Annotated in this window: 12 protein-coding genes; 2 read left to right on the top strand and 10 right to left on the bottom strand. The window is 59.4% G+C overall.

Annotated features, from left to right (window positions below; genetic code table 11):
• Positions 1 to 475: 475 nt before the first annotated feature.
• Positions 476 to 1,249: a ricin-type beta-trefoil lectin domain protein gene (locus AC0IPL_RS10870; RefSeq protein WP_474274409.1), complete on the bottom strand. Its 774-nt coding sequence runs from the start codon at positions 1,247 to 1,249 to the stop codon at positions 476 to 478.
• 338 nt (positions 1,250 to 1,587) lie between these two features.
• The gene (locus tag AC0IPL_RS10875) at positions 1,588 to 2,493 is read right to left on the bottom strand and encodes a LysR family transcriptional regulator (protein WP_474274411.1); all 906 of its coding nucleotides are present in this window, start codon (positions 2,491 to 2,493) and stop codon (positions 1,588 to 1,590) included.
• A 186-nt stretch (positions 2,494 to 2,679) separates the two neighbouring features.
• Between AC0IPL_RS10875 and AC0IPL_RS10880 the strand changes: the two genes are divergently transcribed.
• Together AC0IPL_RS10880 and AC0IPL_RS10885 are read left to right on the top strand one after the other, a co-directional pair.
• Positions 2,680 to 4,344 (top strand): GMC family oxidoreductase, encoded by a 1,665-nt coding sequence (locus AC0IPL_RS10880; RefSeq protein ID WP_474274652.1) that lies wholly within the window; start codon positions 2,680 to 2,682, stop codon positions 4,342 to 4,344.
• Between the two features lie 28 nt (positions 4,345 to 4,372).
• Positions 4,373 to 6,883, top strand: coding sequence for a CoA transferase (locus AC0IPL_RS10885; protein WP_474274413.1), 2,511 nt, complete (start codon positions 4,373 to 4,375; stop codon positions 6,881 to 6,883).
• Positions 6,884 to 7,309: 426 nt separating this feature from the next.
• On the opposite strand, the gene xylB is transcribed toward AC0IPL_RS10885, so the two are convergent.
• The 8 genes from xylB to AC0IPL_RS10925 form a co-directional block, all read right to left on the bottom strand.
• Entirely contained in the window at positions 7,310 to 8,755 is a 1,446-nt protein-coding gene (xylB, locus tag AC0IPL_RS10890) for a xylulokinase (protein WP_474274415.1), read from the bottom strand.
• A gap of 61 nt (positions 8,756 to 8,816) precedes the next feature.
• Positions 8,817 to 9,770, bottom strand: coding sequence for an ABC transporter substrate-binding protein (locus AC0IPL_RS10895; RefSeq protein WP_474274417.1), 954 nt, complete (start codon positions 9,768 to 9,770; stop codon positions 8,817 to 8,819).
• Between the two features lie 34 nt (positions 9,771 to 9,804).
• Positions 9,805 to 10,803 carry an ABC transporter permease gene (locus AC0IPL_RS10900; protein ID WP_474274419.1) on the bottom strand — a complete coding sequence of 333 codons (999 nt, stop codon included), beginning with the start codon at positions 10,801 to 10,803 and terminating at the stop codon, positions 9,805 to 9,807.
• An 11-nt stretch (positions 10,804 to 10,814) separates the two neighbouring features.
• Positions 10,815 to 12,332, bottom strand: coding sequence for a sugar ABC transporter ATP-binding protein (locus AC0IPL_RS10905; RefSeq protein WP_474274421.1), 1,518 nt, complete (start codon positions 12,330 to 12,332; stop codon positions 10,815 to 10,817).
• Positions 12,329 to 13,465 carry a Gfo/Idh/MocA family oxidoreductase gene (locus tag AC0IPL_RS10910; protein ID WP_474274422.1) on the bottom strand — a complete coding sequence of 379 codons (1,137 nt, stop codon included), beginning with the start codon at positions 13,463 to 13,465 and terminating at the stop codon, positions 12,329 to 12,331. Before AC0IPL_RS10910 ends, AC0IPL_RS10905 begins: the two co-directional genes overlap by 4 nt.
• Positions 13,465 to 14,520 carry a sugar phosphate isomerase/epimerase family protein gene (locus AC0IPL_RS10915; RefSeq protein ID WP_474274424.1) on the bottom strand — a complete coding sequence of 352 codons (1,056 nt, stop codon included), beginning with the start codon at positions 14,518 to 14,520 and terminating at the stop codon, positions 13,465 to 13,467. The genes AC0IPL_RS10910 and AC0IPL_RS10915 overlap by 1 nt, the downstream gene beginning before the upstream one ends.
• A gap of 19 nt (positions 14,521 to 14,539) precedes the next feature.
• Complete coding sequence (gene xylA / locus AC0IPL_RS10920) at positions 14,540 to 15,835, bottom strand: xylose isomerase (RefSeq protein WP_474274426.1); 1,296 nt, start codon at positions 15,833 to 15,835, stop codon at positions 14,540 to 14,542.
• On the bottom strand, positions 15,832 to 16,893 hold the full coding sequence (locus AC0IPL_RS10925) for a LacI family DNA-binding transcriptional regulator (RefSeq protein WP_474274428.1): 1,062 nt from the start codon (positions 16,891 to 16,893) through the stop codon (positions 15,832 to 15,834). Before AC0IPL_RS10925 ends, xylA begins: the two co-directional genes overlap by 4 nt.
• Positions 16,894 to 17,304 lie beyond the last annotated feature (411 nt).

A 17,304-nucleotide genomic window follows, 5' to 3' on the forward strand; every position in this document is an offset into this window, starting at 1 on the left:
CACATGCCTGCATCCGAAGCTCGAAGAAACACCGATACTGCTGTCGCCGTAGAAAACAACCGCTTCATGCAGCTGGCTCCAGAGCCAATCAGAGCGGCAAATTTCACGATTGGTCTCCTCGTTTTGCTCGACGCCAACAATAATCGAATTGCTTTAGATCTGCGGCGAACTGGCCGTTACCTGACCTGCGGCAAACCGCCAGTTCAAGCGCACAACCAACCACGGAACCAGTGTTTTCGGCCGTGACCGGATCATGAATGTTACGCGAGCGCTGCGGTCCCAGAACTGTCGTTCGCGCAAGTTCAGGTGTATCGGTGGCAGCGACGAAGGCAAAGATGCCACCGCCTGCTTGGGGTTGCTCATAAGATTACTGATGGCAAACGGATTTCCGGCACAAATGGCCGCGTCCGTGCGGCGGCCCCCGGTTCTTTCTGCAAGCAGTCGAAAGACAGGCATGCTTTGATCTCACTGTGGTTCAGTCGGCGCTTCGGTAGCTCCAGATCTGACTGGCGGCCTGAGCGGCCTCGCAGGTTTCAAGCGTCATGTTCTTGATTTGGTTTTCCTTGCTGCGCCCAAACCGGGTGTCTTCGTCCAGGGTCACGCACATCTCTGGAGCGGACACGGGAGTGATCGTGCCCTCGCCGGAAAAGATGAAGCTTTGCGCTTCTGATCCGTCGCAGTCCACAAGCTGCAGCGCCGTGCCGACCTTTGTAGAGGGGACCTGCATGCAGACGTCGAACTCTGGCATGTAAAATGTGCCCTCGACAAACCGATCGGAATCAAACCCCTGATCGACGAAAATCCTACCAGAGGTGCTGTAACATGTGTGGCCTTGCAAGCCCGCCGCCGGGTCTGCCTGTTGCCCCTGTCCACCGGAAATATCGACGCAATAACCGTTCTGGATGTTGTCGAGCTTGTCGATGAGGTAGACCTCAACCGTTTCTGCCTGGGCTGTTCTGGCGACAAACAGGGCAACCATTGCAGCGGAAGAAAGTGCGCGTTTGATCATAGGGTGGTCCTTTGCGGGTGGATCGACGTGGTAGGCGGATGGCGGGCTATCGCTCTTCGTCCCCGGCAGCATACGCCGGTTTGTGGCGAGCCGCTGGTCGCGACGGCCGACGATTTCCGCGTCGGATTCCGATGCGGCTGCCGCTGTACACTGGTCCTTTCGTATACAGGCCGCAGCCCCCGCCACCGCAGCAAAGACACTGGCCATAGGCAAGGTCAGTTGCGGCAGCAAACCGGTCATTCGACCGTCAACCGGCGCAGAACCGTATTGCTCTGTTCAAGGTCCAGGCTCCAGATGAAAGCGGCCTTTCCGGACCATATCACATCGCCATAGCCCATTTTCGCATCGACCTGCGCCGAGGGATAAACTTCCGCCTGCGGCCACCCCGAAGCGTCAAACCCCGCCGTATCCATGATCTGAAAAATGATACCGTCATTGTGTCAGAGCCGGAAAAATCCAGCTCCGGGCGCTCCAAAGTTGGGTGGCAGAGCACTTTGCGGAAAACTCCGGCCTCAAGCGAGCCAGTTTTCAGGGGGCAGAGCACCACGGCCATTCGATTTACTGGCACAGGGCACGCTTTACCAAACGCGGTCCAGTTGCCCATACAATGCATTAATGATCGGATCGTCCTTTTTGTCCTCGAGCGTGAGGACAACGAGGGAGGCCGGGACCTGAACTGTCTCGCTTAAGGCCAGTCCGAACGCCTGCCTCTGGTGGAGCGCGATCGACTCGCGACATAGGGACAGCCCGACACCAGAGCGAACCATTTCCAGCATCGAGGCCTCCTGGTCCACCAGCGCAACCGTCTTCTGTGTGCATCCATTCTCCGCAAAGATCCGAGCCAGAAGACGATGATGCACGGAACTCTGTGGTGTGCCAATCCACGGCAATTTCGCCAAATCGGCCCAGCCTGCGGTGGCAACCTGTGGCTCCCATCCACAAGGCGCGATGACCCTGTACGTGAAATCGGCGAGTTTCTTCACATGCAGCGGCACATCACTTGGAATGGTGCCCAAACAGTCGGGCGCAGTGAGGTAGAAGCCAGCATCGATCTGGCGCCGCTGCAGTTTCTCGAGAATGTCGCCGCTGACACCATGAACCAGCTCAGCGCTGATCTTTGGGTGGGATTCGCCGAGCGCGCTGAGCAGTCTCCCGAGACGAATGAACTCCGGATCCACGATGGTGCCGATCCTGAGCGTGCCCGAAACCTGCCCGATCTGCCTGCTTGCGATGAGGCGGAACTCCGACATCGCGTTCAGCACATGTTCGGCCTTGGGCAGTATCGCTGTACCAGCGGGGGTCAGCTTAAGACCCTGAGGGGTCCTGATGAACAGCGTTACGCCGATTTCTTCACTCAGCCGTTTGACTTGGTGGGTGACTGCCGGCTGCGTCAGGTTAAGCACCTGCGCTGCGCGGGAAACGCTGCCTTCGCGGGCCACGGTCACAAAGGCCAGGACGCTGTTCAAATTGGGGAGTCTCTGCATATTAAAAACTTTTATATAGCAGAGAAAAATTTGTCATTAGCAACACAACGGCCGCGTTTCTATTGTCCTCGCAAGTGTTGCACTGGGAGGAGCGAGAGAAGCCACCGAGGTCCGGGCCGGGTAGGGCCCTGGCCGGTGATGTGCTCTTTTTCCCTCCGGTGCTGTTGGGCGAAAGAGGAGCGATTCATGGCTGACATGGCAAAAGAGTTCGATTTCATCGTCGTTGGCGGCGGCTCTGCGGGTTGTCTGTTGGCCAATCGTCTGAGTGCCGATCAGAGGAATAGGGTGCTGATGCTGGAAGCGGGCAAGCCAGACACCTATCCTTGGATCCATATTCCCGTCGGGTATCTTTATTGCATCGGGAACCCGCGCACGGATTGGATGTATAACACCGAGGCAGACAAGGGGCTGAATGGCCGCGTCCTGCGGTATCCGCGTGGCAAAACGCTGGGCGGCTGCTCGTCGATCAACGGTATGATCTACATGCGGGGTCAGGCGCGGGACTATGATGCCTGGGCACGCCTGAGCGGTGAAGACGCCTGGAACTGGGAGAATTCGCTCCAGGACTTCAAGGCGCACGAAGACCACTACAAACTGGATGATGGTGCGGATCCGGCGACCGGTGACAACAGCCGTTTTTCAGACCTTCATGGTCACGGTGGGGAATGGCGCGTGGAAAAGCAACGGCTGCGTTGGGATGTGCTGGACAGTTTCGCAGAGGCGGCAGAGCAGGCCGGGATAGAAAAGACTGAAGACTTCAATAGTGGTGACAATGCCGGTGTCGGGTATTTCGATGTCAATCAGCGCTCGGGCTGGCGCTGGAACACCGCCAAGGCCTTTCTGCGGCCGGCGAAGGCGCGAAAAAACCTGACGGTGTGGACCGAGGCGCAGGTCGAAAAGCTCACTTTGGAAACTGGGGCGGACGGCAAACTGCGCTGCACAGGCGCGCGGGTGAGCCGAAAGGGGCATGTGATTGATGTTACCGCACAGCGTGAGACTCTGCTGTCGGCTGGGGCGATCAATTCGCCGCAGATCCTGCAACTCTCGGGTATTGGTCCGGCCGCGCTTCTGAAAGAACATGGAATTGAGGTGCTCAAGGATGCGCCTGTGGGCGAAAACCTGCAGGACCATCTGCAAATTCGGGCGGTCTATAAGGTCGCCGGGACGCGTACGCTCAACACGCTGGCGGCCAATCTGTTGGGTAAGGCGATGATCGGGGCTGAGTACCTGTTCAAACGGTCCGGACCGATGAGCATGTCCCCCAGCCAGCTTGGTGCCTTTACCCGGTCCGATCCGGGGCGGCCCCATGCCAACCTCGAATATCACGTGCAGCCGCTCAGCCTCGACGCGTTCGGCGATCCGCTGCATAGCTTTCCGGCAATGACAGTGAGTGTCTGCAACCTCAACCCGTCAAGCCGGGGTCATGTGCGCATCCGGTCGGCCAATTTCCGCGATGCCCCGATGATTTCGCCCAATTACCTGGCCACCGAGGATGACCGCAAGGTTGCCGCCGACAGCCTGAGGCAAGTGCGGGAAATCATGGCACAGCCGGCAATGCAGGCTTATGCGCCCGAGGAGTACAAACCCGGCCCGCAATACCAGAGCGACGAAGACCTTGCCAAACTGGCCGGTGATATCGCCAATACGATCTTTCATCCGGTTGGCACGGTGAAGATGGGCCGCGTTGACGATGACAGCGCCGTTCTGGATCCGCACCTGCGCCTGAAGGGCGTGTCGGGATTGCGCGTCGTCGATGCCAGCATCATGCCCGAAATCACCAGTGGCAATACCAATTCGCCGACACTGATGATCGCGGAAAAGGCGGCCCGCTGGGTTCTTGCAAGCCATTAGGCGTGCGCGCCTGTTAATCGGAGGAAACATGCGTACAACGTTTTCCAATCTTCCCCTGACCGGGGTCAAAGTGGTTGATTTCGGGCAATATATCGCGGGCCCAGCCGTTGCGATGCTGCTTGGTGATCTGGGCGCGACGGTCGTACATATCGATCCGCCGGAAGGACCAATGTGGGAAAGCGCGGCAAACGCGACTCTCATGCGCAACAAGCTGATCGTAAACCTCGACCTTAAAACCGAAGATGGCTTGGCCAAGGCGCACGCCCTATGTGCCGAAGCCGATATCATTGTCGAGAATTTTCGCCCCGGCAAGATGGCTGGGCTTGGTATCGACTTTGCCGAACTGCGGGCTGAGCGCCCCGAGGTGATCACCGTCTCTATTCCCGGGTTCGCTTCTGATGATCATGAACGGCGCGAATTGCGCGCTTTTGAAAGTGTCGTGGCGGCCAACTCTGGCGTGTTCACAGACATGGGGCTCAACCGTGTTCTGATGGGGTTGAATCCTTCGTTCTCTCCGCTTCCCTTGGCATCGGCCTACGCGTCGCAGATTGCCGCCTCCGCAACAGTTCTGGCTTTGCAGTCGCGCCAGTTGACGGGTTTGGGTGACCAGATCGAAGTGCCGCTGGCGGCGGCGGTGATGGAGGGGCTGTGCTACAATTCCATCAAAGTGTCCGACATGCCGGAGCGATATCTGACCCAGCGTGAAATCGAGATCGAACGCCGACGGGTCGAAGGTTTGCCGATGAACGTGTCCTATGAAGATTTGCAGGAGCTGCTGGACCCGTTCTTTCGCAGCTACATGTGCAAGGATGGACGCATGTTCTATGTCGTCTGCCCCAGCCACAAGCACCACGCGCGCCGCTGCCTTGAGGTGCTTGGCCTCTATGAAGAGATGATTGCTGACGGCTTGCAGGAAGAAGAAGACACCTACAAGCCGCAGTCAGAATGGAAGACAGATACGTCGCTGGGTGTTTACCCAATGCCGAAATTCTGGGCCGACAAGCTCGCCGCGCGGATGAAAGAGGTCTTCATGACCCGCACGTCGCATGAGTGGAAGCGCATGTTTGGTCGTGCAGGCATTCCCGGCGCGCCCCAGCGTTGGCTGCAAGAGTGGATCAACGATGAATACGCCGAAACTTCGGGTCTGATGATCGACGTCCACGACCCTGAATATGGCGAGATGACCCAACCCGGCCCCGTGGTTTGGATGGAGGAAAGTGGCGAAGAGGCGTTGAACCCAAATCCGCGCCGCTGGGTGGCGTTCGAAGAAGCGCTGAAGGCGCTGCGCAAACTTCGTACCGATATTCCCGACCCCGAGGATGGTGCCGAACAGGAGGGCTGGCTTTCGGGCGTGCGCGTGCTGGACATGTGCAACGTGATCGCCGGGCCGCATGCGGCCAGCTATCTTGCCCGTTTCGGTGCGGAGGTCATCAAGATCGACCCGGCGCAGCCGCTTTATGACAGCTGGAACACCGTGATCTATGGCCTCAGCCAGGGGCGCGGCAAGAAATCCATCCTTGCCAACGTGAAATCCGAACATGGTCGCAAGGTATTCGAGGATCTAGTGAAATCCGTGGATGTGATCTTCTGGAACGCACCCGACAGCCAGATCAAGCGAATGGGGCTGGATGCCGAAGGTCTGCGCAAGCTGAACCCTGAAGCCGTCTTCTGCAAACTGGATTGTTTCAGCGGCGTGCGGCGCGGTACCCGGACCGACTACATCGGTTATGATGATCTGGTGCAGGCAACGACTGGCATCATGCTGCGTTTCGGCGGGGCGATGGACCGACCGGAGGAGCATGCGCACGTCGGCACGATCGACGTCATGTGCGGCTTTGGTGGGGCGCTTGCCGTCGCCGCGGCCCTGTATCAAAAGCACCGCTTTGGCCGCATCGGCCGCGGGCGCACCTCGCTCAGCGCCAACAGTGGGTTGCTCCAGGTGCCTTTTGCCTATGACTTCCGCGGCCGGGGGCTGTTTGACGAACCATCCGGCCCCGAGGTCAATGGCTACGACTCGCTCAGCCGGTTCTACAGCACCGCGTCGGGCGTCTACATCCTGCTGAGCGCCTATGAATCCGACCTTCCACGTTTTCGCAACGTCGAAGGCCTCGAGGAGCTTCCGGATGTCCCCGAAGAGGACCGCGCTGCTTTCCTTGCCGGTGCGTTCCAGCTACATCCGGCGACGGAATGGATCGCGCGTTTGCGGGCTGCCGACATCGGTTGCGCGATCTGCAACAACATTGACGCACTGCGGTCTGAAAACCTGCGCGAACCGGATGACACCCCCGGCACTGACCGCGGCAGCTATTCCTTCTCTCACTTTGTTGACCACCCGAGCGGTCATGAGGTGATCCAGCTGGATCCCTATGCAGTCCGAACGACGCGCGGCAGGGTCTTTGCTCTGTCTCCAACTGAGAAATTCGGCGCTTCGACACGCTCCATCCTGGCTGAGCTTGGGTATTCCGATGCCGCTGTTGAGCGCATGCTCAAGTCGGGGCAGATCAGCGAAAGCTGGAGCGCCGAGTACCTGCCCAGCTGATGACTATACGGTGCGGGGTCAATTGGCCCCGCCCTTGCTTCTCGGCGCGCCTTGCATGCGCCACCTTTCGCGGTTTGCATGCAAGCCGTTGTTTGGCGAGTGCAATCTCTGGATTTTGTCCACGATCAGTTCGCCAAGGGCCAGCGCTTCCGGCTGCGCGAGAGGAAAGCTGCGCGCGTCGGGCAATTGCGCAACCTGCTCCAATTGGCGTGAACACCAACTGAGCACAAATCGCGGCTGGATAAAGACTGAGTGGCAGCTCACCGTTGAATTTGATGCTTTGATGCAATTTGCGCTCCTCTCCCAGCCAGGAAAACTCTGCGGGAAACTCCACCTTCACACGGTCCGGTTTTCAGGGAACGGCGCAGCGCGTCAGCTACTCCTCATCGACATCCCTTGGAATCATTGTGACGCGAACCACCAAAATCAGCGCTGGAGAGATTGTGCGCCAATATCGCGGTATTTCTTGAAGCCATTACTATACGCGTCTTTCATGTCAGCGTTTGGCACGAAGGATTCGTTGATGTGCGGCGGATGCAGCACTGTCTCTGCCGTGCCCGCGCTGCTTGCCAATATTCCCAAACGCGCCGCGCCCAATGCTGCGCCTTGTGAGCCGCTGTCGGGAACGGTCAGGGTCAGCCCGGTGATATCAGCGATCATCTGCAACCAGGTCTCTGACTGGCTGCCGCCGCCTGCGACGGTGACGGTTTTGGGCAGCGATCCCGCTGTCGCAAGCGCGGCGCAGCAATCAGCGAAGGCATATCCGACGCCTTCCATGACCGCTTGCACCATATCAGGCAAGGTATGGTCACGGCGCAATCCGTGAAACACACCAACCGCATCGGGGGCGTTGTGCGGGGTGCGTTCGCCCGACAGATATGGCAAAAACACGATCGAAGACGGCGCTGTGACCTCAGCCACCATGGAGGCCAGCGCGGCCGGCGTCTTGCCGGTAATATGGCCAAACCAGGCAAGTGCATCCGTGGCAGACAGGATTACCCCCATGTGATGCCAGGTTTCAGGCACCGCGTGGCAAAAGCTGTGAACAGCGTTTTGCGTGTTCGTCGCAAAGCGGTCGGTGACAGAGAACAACACGCCCGACGTGCCCAGAGACAGAAACCCATCCCCCGGATTGACGGCGCCCAACCCGCAGGCTGTTGCAGCGTTGTCGCCAGCCCCGCCAGCAACGGCAACGGGCCCAACGCCCCACGCGGCTCTCAACTCGGGGCGCAGATCCCCGGCCTGCGCGCTGCCTTCGACCAAACGGGGCATGTGGTCGCGGGTCAGGTCGGTGGCGGCCAACAGCACGTCTGACCAATCGCGCCGCGCAACGTCCAGCCATAGGGTGCCTGCGGCATCTGACATCTCGGAGACATACTCTCCAGTCAGCCAAAGGTTCACGTAGTCCTTTGGCAGCAAAACCTTGCGCGTGCGCGCAAACATGTCTGGTTCGTTCTTTTGCACCCATCGTAATTTGGGCGCCGTAAAGCCCGCCATGACGATGTTGCCGCCGATTCCGCGAAAATCCGCGCGGTCTTCAAGTTCGGCACATTCAGCATGGCTGCGCCCGTCGTTCCACAGAATGGCGGGGCGCAGGGGCATGTCATTGTCGTCCAGCAAGGTTGCACCGTGCATTTGGCCCGACACGCCGATGCCACGCAGGGCGGCAAATTCAGCGGGCGCTTGCGTGCGCAGCTGTTCGATGGCCACTTTGCAGGCGTCAATCCAGGCTCGGGGGTCCTGTTCACTCCACATCGGATGGGGGCGATCGACGGTCAGTTCGCCATGCCCTTCGGCGAGGGCAGCCTGAGTGTCATCAATAAGGAGAGCTTTGACGCCAGAGGTCCCCAAATCCAAACCAAGATATGTCATGCAGACCTCGCGCAGAAAACAGATTGGTCACCGGCGGGAACGGCCGGTGACCAGAAGGAGCTTAGAACGGGCTGTCAGGATAGTAGAAATCCATCGCGTTCTCTTGTGTGACCAGCACGGAACCGATCACAAAATCACCAGACACCGGGGCGTTGGACGTCAGGCCAACAGCGGTCAGTTCAATTGCGGTTGCAATCATGGAGGGGGGGTAGGTTACGTTGGCAGGGATCATCGCATCCCCATCGGCGGTCCGCTTGATCATTTCCTTCATCCCGGCACCACCCAAGACGAACTTGATATCGTCCCGGCCCGCGGCCTCGATCGCGGCCAGAACGCCGATTGCCATGTCGTCATCAGACGCCCAGACAGCATCAATTTTGGAATGTTTCGACAGGAAATCTTCCATCACGGTGAAGCTGTCGTCGCGGTTCCAGTTGCCGTGTTCCATGTCCAGCACATTGATGCCGGAGCCTTCGATTGTGGCGGTAAAGGCGTCCACCCGCTGGTTGTCGATGGTTGTCGGGATGCCACGCAAGACGACGATGTCACCGCCCTCTGGCATCATCGAGACCATGTATTCACCGGAAACCTTGCCGAAGCCGCTGTTGTCACCGGCGACATAAAGGTCTTCGATGCCTTCGACGGACAGACCACGGTCAACGACGGTGATCCAGGCGCCGCTGTCGGCGACAGCCTGCACAGGCGGCGTCAGAGGATCGGATTCAAACGGCAGCACCACCAGCGCGTCGATGTTGCGCGTGGCGACCATGTCTTCGATGTCATTGACCTGCTTGCCCGGGTCCGATGCCGTGGCAAGGACGAAATCCAGGCCGGGATACACCTCCTCCAAGCGTTCCACGGTCTCCTTGGCGTGAAAGTTCATGCCGCCGGCCCAGCCGTGTGTGGCGGCCGGAATGGACACACCGACCACCTTGACCTTGTCACCGGCTGCCAATGCAGCACCGCTGACAGCGGTCGCCAGTGCGGCGGCGATAAATGTTTGCGTATATTTCATTGTTTGCTCCTCCCATGAAGCGTTGGCAAATGTCTTAACTTGCAGCCTTGCGATCGCGCTGCAGGATCACAGCGAGAATGATGATGACGCCTTGGATCGCGCCGTTCAGATAGGGTGAAACGAAATCGGTCAGATTGAGGATGTTGCCGATCAGGCTCAGGATCAGGACGCCGATGACAGTGCCCCAGACCCGGCCAAATCCACCTTTCAACACCGTGCCGCCGATAATCACGGCTGCAATGGCCTCCAGTTCCCAAAGAACACCGGTGGAGGCAGAAGCGGATCCAAGGCGGGGCACGTACATGATCGTCGCAATGCCCACCAGAATGCCCAGAGCCGCGTAGGAAATCAGGCGCGTGCGTTTGACGTTTACGTTGGAATAATGGGCCACATGTTCGTTCGAGCCGGTGGCGGCACAATGGCGACCATAAACGCTGCGGGACATGACGATCTCGCCCAGGATCACGACCAGGGCGAAGACGATGATCGGCCAGCTGACGCCCAGTATCCCGTCAAAATAGACCGGTCGATAGAAGCTGCGCAGCCCGAAATCCAGCGAGAGCGTGCCGCCATCTGCCAGCCATGTGACCAGCGACCGATAGATGCCCATGGACCCCAGCGTCACGATGAACGCTTCGATCCCCAGCGTCGTAATCAGGAACCCATTCAGCAAGCCCGCCAACAGACCCGCGACGATGGCCGTCAGCATGCCAAGCAGGATGATGGGGACGCCCACGCCCATACTGGGCAGCGCTGCGTTCATCACAAGGATCATCAGCCCGGCAATGAAGGCCGCCATCGACCCCACCGAGAGATCCAACCCCCCCGCGGTGATGACAAAGGTCATGCCCACGGCGATGATCCCGATGAAGGCGGATCGCGCGAGAACGTTTGTAATGTTGGCCGCGCTCAAAAAGTTGAAATTCAACATCGTCCCGATGACGAGCAGGGCGAGTAGTGCAATGATGGGGCCAAGCACAGACATCGAAGGGATGCGCAGCCCGGCCGCTTGTGGTGTGGTTGTGTCTGTCATCTGCTCTTTCCTCAGGCCATTTCTGGCGTATGTTCGGCGCGCAATCCCATGGACAGGCGGACGATTGCGTCTTCGTTGATGTCAGTGTCTGTCAGCACGCCGCTGATCCGGCCCAGACGCATCACCAGCACGCGGTCCGACAATCCGATCAATTCAGGCATTTCCGACGTAATCACGATGATGGCGTGGCCAGCATCGGCCAGGCGGCGCAGGAAAGCGTAGATTTGCTGCTTAGTCCCGATGTCGATGCCGCGTGTGGGTTCATCGACGATCAGCACGCGGGGCTCCGACAGCATGACCTTCGCCAGAAGCAGCTTTTGCTGGTTGCCGCCGGACATATTGCCCACCTTCACGTCGCGGGCGCCGGCGCGAATATCGAACTCTGCAATCGCGGCCGTCAGGGCCTCCTCTTCGGCGGTTCGGTTGATCAGCATCCCGCCAAACTTGTGCAGGTTGGCGAGCGTCAGATTTTCCCGCATGCCGCGTTCCAAGAGAAGCCCCCGCAGTTTGCGGTCCTCGGTCAGGTAGCACAGCCCCGCCCGCTGCGCGTCGCCGGGGTGTTTGAACTGGCTAGTTTGCCCAAACAGCGTGACCTTGGTCGCAGTGCCCGGGCGCAGGCCAGCAAGGCCTTCCATCACTTCGGTTCGCCCGGAGCCTATCAATCCGCCGATCCCGAGAATCTCGCCCTGCCGCAGGTCAAACGACACGTCCTGCGCAAAGCCGGGTACACTCAGATGTTCGACATTCAGCACCACAGGTGCCCCTGCGGCGACGCCGGGTTTCACAGGGTAGAGGTCAGACACATCGCGGCCCACCATTGCGGTGGCCATCGCGTCTTCGGTCATGGCGGCGGTCGGACCGGCATGCACCACATCACCATCGCGCATAATGGTGATTTGATCCGAGATCGCCGCGACCTCATCCAGTTTATGCGAGGTAAACAAAATCGCCGCCCCCGCGTCGCGAAGGGCGGCAACCTGTTTGAACAGCACATCGGTTTCGCGGTTGGTTAGCACGGCCGTCGGTTCATCCATGATCAAAACCCTGGCATCCCGCGACAGTGCCTTGGCGATTTCGACCATCTGCTTTTCGGAGTTGGACAGGCTAGAGACAGGCGCATCCGGCGACACGTGACAGGCGACACGGGAGAGATAGTCCCGTGTCAGGCGGCGCATCTTTTCCTTGTCCAGCAACAGCCCCCGCTTCAGTTCGCGGCCAAGAAAGATGTTTTGCTCTACCGTCAGCTGTTCGGCGAGATTGAATTCCTGATGGATCATCACGATTCCGGCGGCCTCGCCATCCTGCAGCCCGCCAAAGCTGACCGGCTGCCCATCCAGCTGAACATCCCCCGATGTCGGCGGTTGATAGCCTGCCAGGATCTTCATCGTGGTCGATTTGCCGGCGCCGTTCTCGCCGATCAGCGCATGTACGCTGCCTGCGGTCAACACAAGGTCCACATTGTGCAAAACCTCGACCGGTCCGAAGCTTTTACTGACGCCCTTCAGCGCCAGAACGGGGCGGGTCGTCATAGTTTGGTCCACGCCGCATCGTTGGCCGAAGACGCGACGCAGGCGCGGATGAACCGCATGCCGTCCACGCCGGCCTTGATCCCCGGTAAAACCCCCATGGCAGTAGCACGATCGGCGCCGTCTTGAACCGCCCGGATCGCGTCGGCCGCCTCGTTGTAGATCGTGGCAAAGCCTTCGAGATAGCCCTCTGGGTGGCCGCCCGGAATACGGCTGACCGCCTGGGACGCCTCCGTTGCTCCGGCGCCGTTGCGTGTCAGCAGGCGCTTGGGTTCTCCGTGGTTTGTGTACCACAGGTAGTTCGGGTCCTCCTGCGACCATTCCAGCCCGCCCTTGTCTCCGTAGATCCGCAGCTTGAGCGCGTTTTCATTGCCAGGGGCCACCTGACTGGACCACAGCATGCCACGCGCACCACCGGCGAACCGCAACAACATATGGGCGTTGTCATCCAACCTGCGGCCCGCGCCAAAGGCCTGCAGGTCGGCAGCAAGGCTTTCGACCTCCAGCCCGGTGACGAAACACGCCAGATTGTGGGCGTGCGTGCCGATATCGCCGATTGCGCCACCTGCACCGGACCGGGTTGGGTCCGTGCGCCATTCGGCCTGTTTCAGGCCCTCGTTTTCCACGGACGATGTCAGCCAGTCCTGCGGGTATTCTGCCTGCACGATCCGGATCTTGCCCAAGTCACCAGCCGCCACCATGTCGCGGGCCTGCCGAATCATCGGATAGCCCGTGTAGTTATGGGTCAGAACGAACAGAGCCTCGGAATGAGCTACGGCCGCCTCAAGAGTTGCGGCGTCTTCCATGGTGGATGTCAGCGGCTTGTCACAAATCACATGGATGCCCTGCGCCAGAAAGGCTTGCGCGGCGGCCGCATGCACGTGGTTGGGCGTTACGATAGACACCGCCTCGATCCCGTCCTCACGCGCGGCCTCTGCTTTGGCCATCTCCTCAAAGCTGCCATAGGATCGCGGAATGCCAAGTGCCTTTGCGCTTGCCGCTGATTTTTCAGGGGTGGACGACAGCGCGCCCGCGACGAGTTCAAAGCGGTCATCAATTCGCGATGCGATGCGGTGAACCCCGCCGATAAAGGCGTCATTGCCGCCACCCACCATGCCAAGACGAATGCGTGCCATCAGTCGATCCCCAACATTGCTCGGTTGGCGGCCTGATCGGTGCCACCGTCTGCGAAATCGTCAAAGGACCGTTCCGTCACGCGGATGATGTGGTCCTTGACGAATTGCGCCCCTTCGCGCGCGCCGTCTTCTGGGTGCTTGAGGCAGCATTCCCATTCGACCACGGCCCAACCGTCAAAATCATTGGCGGCCATCTTTGAAAATACAGCCCCGAAATCGACCTGTCCGTCGCCCAGAGACCGGAACCGCCCGGCACGATCGACCCAGGGCTGATAACCCGAGTAGACCCCCTGACGCCCGGTTGGATTGAACTCCGCGTCCTTGACGTGGAACATTTTGATCCGGTCTTTGTAGATGTCTATATTGTCAATATAATCAAGGCACTGAAGTACGTAGTGGCTGGGATCATAAAGCATGTTGCAGCGCGGGTGTTGATCGACCCGCTCCAGGAACATCTCGAAGGTGACACCGTCGTGCAGGTCCTCACCGGGGTGAATTTCGTAGCAGATATTGACGTCATTCTCATCGGCATGATCCAAAATGGGCCGCCAGCGGCGCGCGAGCTCGTCAAAGGCGGTTTCAACCAGACCTGCGGGGCGCTGCGGCCAGGGATAGATGTAGGGCCACGCAAGCGCGCCCGAGAATGACGCGTGGTTCTTGATGCCCAGATTGGCCGAGGCAGAAATTGCCTTCATCACCTGATCAACCGCCCATTCCTGCCGTGCCTTGGGGTTGCCATGTACGGACGGATCGGCAAAGCCATCAAAGGCGGTATCATAGGCGGGATGCACCGCCACCAGCTGACCCTGCAGGTGGGTCGAAAGTTCGGTTACCTCTACCCCGTTTTCCAAAGCCGTGCCCTTGAACTCGTCGCAATAGTCCTTGCTGTCGGCGGCCTTGGCCAGGTCAATCAGGCGGGCGTCCCAGCTGGGCACTTGAACACCCTTGTAGCCGCAATCGGCCGCCCATTTGGTGATGCTGTCCCAGGAATTGAACGGTGCTTCGTCACTGGCGAACTGCGCCAGGAGCAAGGCTGGTCCCTGAATGGTCTTCATGATGGTTCTCCCTGTCCGCTCAGACGAAACGATTGACGATGTTTTCAAGGATTTCCTGCCGGCCTGAGCGCGGCTGGGGGTTGATCGCGTCGGCCTGGACGCGGGCCGCAATCGCGGTGAAATCGCTGGCGAGCATGGCCTTGGCCTCTGCGCTGTCCCAGCCTGCGTAGCGCTCGGCACGCATCGTTTCCAATGTGCCGTCTTCCAGCATTGCTGCCGCGGCCTTGAAGCCACGCGCGCAGACATCCATCGCGCCCGCGTGCGCAGCGATGAGATCCGCGGGGTCAAGCGATTGACGGCGTAGCTTGGCGTCAAAGTTCGTGCCGCCCGTGGTGAAGCCACCAGCTTTCAGCACCTCGTAGTAGGCCAATGCGACCTCTGGCACGTTGTTGGGAAACTGATCCGTGTCCCAGCCCGACTGGTAGTCGTTGCGGTTCATGTCGATGGACCCGAAAATGCCCAGCGAGGCCGCAAGCGCCAGTTCATGTTCGAAGGAATGGCCCGCAAGGATCGCGTGCCCCTGTTCGATATTCATCTGAACCTCACCCTCGAGGCCGAATTCCTTCAGGAACCCGTAGACAGTGGCCACATCGAAATCATACTGATGCTTGGACGGCTCCTGCGGCTTCGGCTCCACCAAAATCGCGCCGTTGAACCCGATCTTGTGCTTGTATTCGACCGCCATTTGCAGGAACCGCCCGGCCTGATGGCGTTCTTGTTTCAGGTCCGTGTTCAGCAGCGTTTCATAGCCTTCACGCCCGCCCCAAAGCACATAGTTTTCGCCACCCAGCTTATGGGTCGCATCCATGCAGTGTTTCACCGTGGCCGCAGACCAGGCAAAGATCTCCGGGTCCGGGTTGGTCGCCGCGCCGGACATGAATCGCCGGTGGCTGAACAGGTTGGCCGTTCCCCAAAGCAGTTTGGTGTTCGAGGCTTCCATTTTGACGCCGAGATAGTCGATCATCTCTTCGAAGTTGCGCAGGCTTTCTGCGAAAGTGCCGCCTTCGGGACGGATGTCCGCGTCATGCCAGCAAAAATACGGCACGTTCAGCAAATCGAACATCTCAAACGCCACATCTGCCTTCTGACGCGCAAGGTCCATGGAGTCCCCGAACCAGGGCCGGTCGAAGGTCTGGCCTCCAAAAGGATCGCCCCCCGGCCAGGCAAACGAATGCCAGTAGGCGACCGCGAACCGTAAGTGGTCCTCCATGCGCTTGCCCGCCACGACCTCATCCGGGTTGTAGTGTCGAAACGCCAGCCCCGTGCTGTCGGGGTCATAGGACAGGCGGCTAATATCTTTGAAAAAATTGCTCATGTATCGTCGACTTCCATCGCATCGTTGAGTGAATCGGCGGGCAGGTTGTCCCGCACATAGATTGTCGGCATCAGGTCAGGCATTGGGGGCGGGTCTCTGTCGTCGATCAGGGCGCGCAGGGTGGTGAAGGCCCGGTTGACTTCGACGTCGGGGCGCTGATCGATGACCAGATCTATGTGATTGTCGAGCAGCGCCTGTTTGGAATGGGCAACCAGCTCATGCACAACGCAATAGGGACGCGTGGTTGCGGTCTTGCTGATCGCATCGATCAATCCACGATTGCCTGCCCCGACATTATAGAACGCGGTGACGTCCGCCCCTGTGCCCAACGTGGCAGAGGCCGCAGCATACAGCGCCGAAGGATTGTCCTTGGTCAGGATCGGATCAAGGACAGTCAGATGCGGGAAATCCGCGGCAATCACCTCACGGAAGCCTTGCAAGCGCTCGGCGTGGTCCCGGGCTTCCATGGAGCCGACGAAGGTCTGGATTCTGCCCGGATGCCCGGCATGTGCCATGCCGGTGACGCGCGCTGCTGTGCGTCCCGCGACCATGTTATCGATGCCGATATAGGCTGACCGATAGTCCTGGGGCAGATCCGATACCAAACCGATGACAAAAACACCTCGGTTGCGCAATGCCGCCAAGGGTTCCTCGAGCAGGCGATTTTGCAGCCCGACAATGGCGACACCATCAAAATTGCGCCCCGCGAGATCAGCAATGCTGTCTTGTAGCGCATCAACGGAAAATGCGGAGACATCAACGATCTCGATGCTGACATTGTCTGCACTGAGATGCCTGGTTGAGTGCAAGATATAGCCCCGGACACGGCTGAAGAACGCATTTGATCCGGTCGGGATCAGAAACGCCAAACGGTAGACCCGTTTGCGAGACAAATTGGCCGCGGCGATATTGCGGACGTAGCCCAACCTGGCGACGGCTTCTTGCACCTTGTCGATGGACTTCTGCGCGACATTGCCGCGCTTGTTTATGACGCGGTCGGCCGTTGCATAGCTAACGCCTGCCGCCTGCGCGACATCGCTTAATGTTGGACCTGCCATTTCTCCTCCCGACAGCGGCGCCCCTGTTTGCTTCCTCGCCGCTTAACTCCGAAAGATATTGGGGCGAAGTGCGAGACGTCAATCATTTTCTGATATACGTCAATCAATTTGCCTTGGCGGGGAAGAGGGAGGCCCATAGATGTCATGTTTTCTATAGGGTTATGGGGGGGGAGGGGCTTCCGGTTCTGAACCGCGCTATTGCAAGTGGCGCGCCGGGCAGTGGTCGTCCTTTGGGTCGTCACATCGCACCGCGCCCTGTGATCTTGCTGAGCTGGGATCGGTCTACACGGCAACCTGAGAATCGCGTTTGGCAACCGCATGTGCCGCCGGTGATCTGAATCTGAAGGAGCTCAAACTGAACGACGAATTACGTTTCGAACCGCGCATCAGAGGCAGCACACTGTCCGCAGG

The sequence above is a fragment of the Leisingera sp. SA32 genome (genome assembly GCF_056033425.1).

What these genes read in the sequence shown, in the direction of transcription:
- AC0IPL_RS10870 (WP_474274409.1), bottom strand. Translation starts at nt 1,249, where the DNA reads ATGACCGGTTTGCTGCCGCAACTGACCTTGCCTATGGCCAGTGTCTTT.
- AC0IPL_RS10875 (WP_474274411.1), bottom strand. Translation starts at nt 2,493, where the DNA reads ATGCAGAGACTCCCCAATTTGAACAGCGTCCTGGCCTTTGTGACCGTG.
- AC0IPL_RS10880 (WP_474274652.1), top strand. Translation starts at nt 2,680, where the DNA reads ATGGCTGACATGGCAAAAGAGTTCGATTTCATCGTCGTTGGCGGCGGC.
- AC0IPL_RS10885 (WP_474274413.1), top strand. Translation starts at nt 4,373, where the DNA reads ATGCGTACAACGTTTTCCAATCTTCCCCTGACCGGGGTCAAAGTGGTT.
- xylB (WP_474274415.1), bottom strand. Translation starts at nt 8,755, where the DNA reads ATGACATATCTTGGTTTGGATTTGGGGACCTCTGGCGTCAAAGCTCTC.
- AC0IPL_RS10895 (WP_474274417.1), bottom strand. Translation starts at nt 9,770, where the DNA reads ATGAAATATACGCAAACATTTATCGCCGCCGCACTGGCGACCGCTGTC.
- AC0IPL_RS10900 (WP_474274419.1), bottom strand. Translation starts at nt 10,803, where the DNA reads ATGACAGACACAACCACACCACAAGCGGCCGGGCTGCGCATCCCTTCG.
- AC0IPL_RS10905 (WP_474274421.1), bottom strand. Translation starts at nt 12,332, where the DNA reads ATGACGACCCGCCCCGTTCTGGCGCTGAAGGGCGTCAGTAAAAGCTTC.
- AC0IPL_RS10910 (WP_474274422.1), bottom strand. Translation starts at nt 13,465, where the DNA reads ATGGCACGCATTCGTCTTGGCATGGTGGGTGGCGGCAATGACGCCTTT.
- AC0IPL_RS10915 (WP_474274424.1), bottom strand. Translation starts at nt 14,520, where the DNA reads ATGAAGACCATTCAGGGACCAGCCTTGCTCCTGGCGCAGTTCGCCAGT.
- xylA (WP_474274426.1), bottom strand. Translation starts at nt 15,835, where the DNA reads ATGAGCAATTTTTTCAAAGATATTAGCCGCCTGTCCTATGACCCCGAC.
- AC0IPL_RS10925 (WP_474274428.1), bottom strand. Translation starts at nt 16,893, where the DNA reads ATGGCAGGTCCAACATTAAGCGATGTCGCGCAGGCGGCAGGCGTTAGC.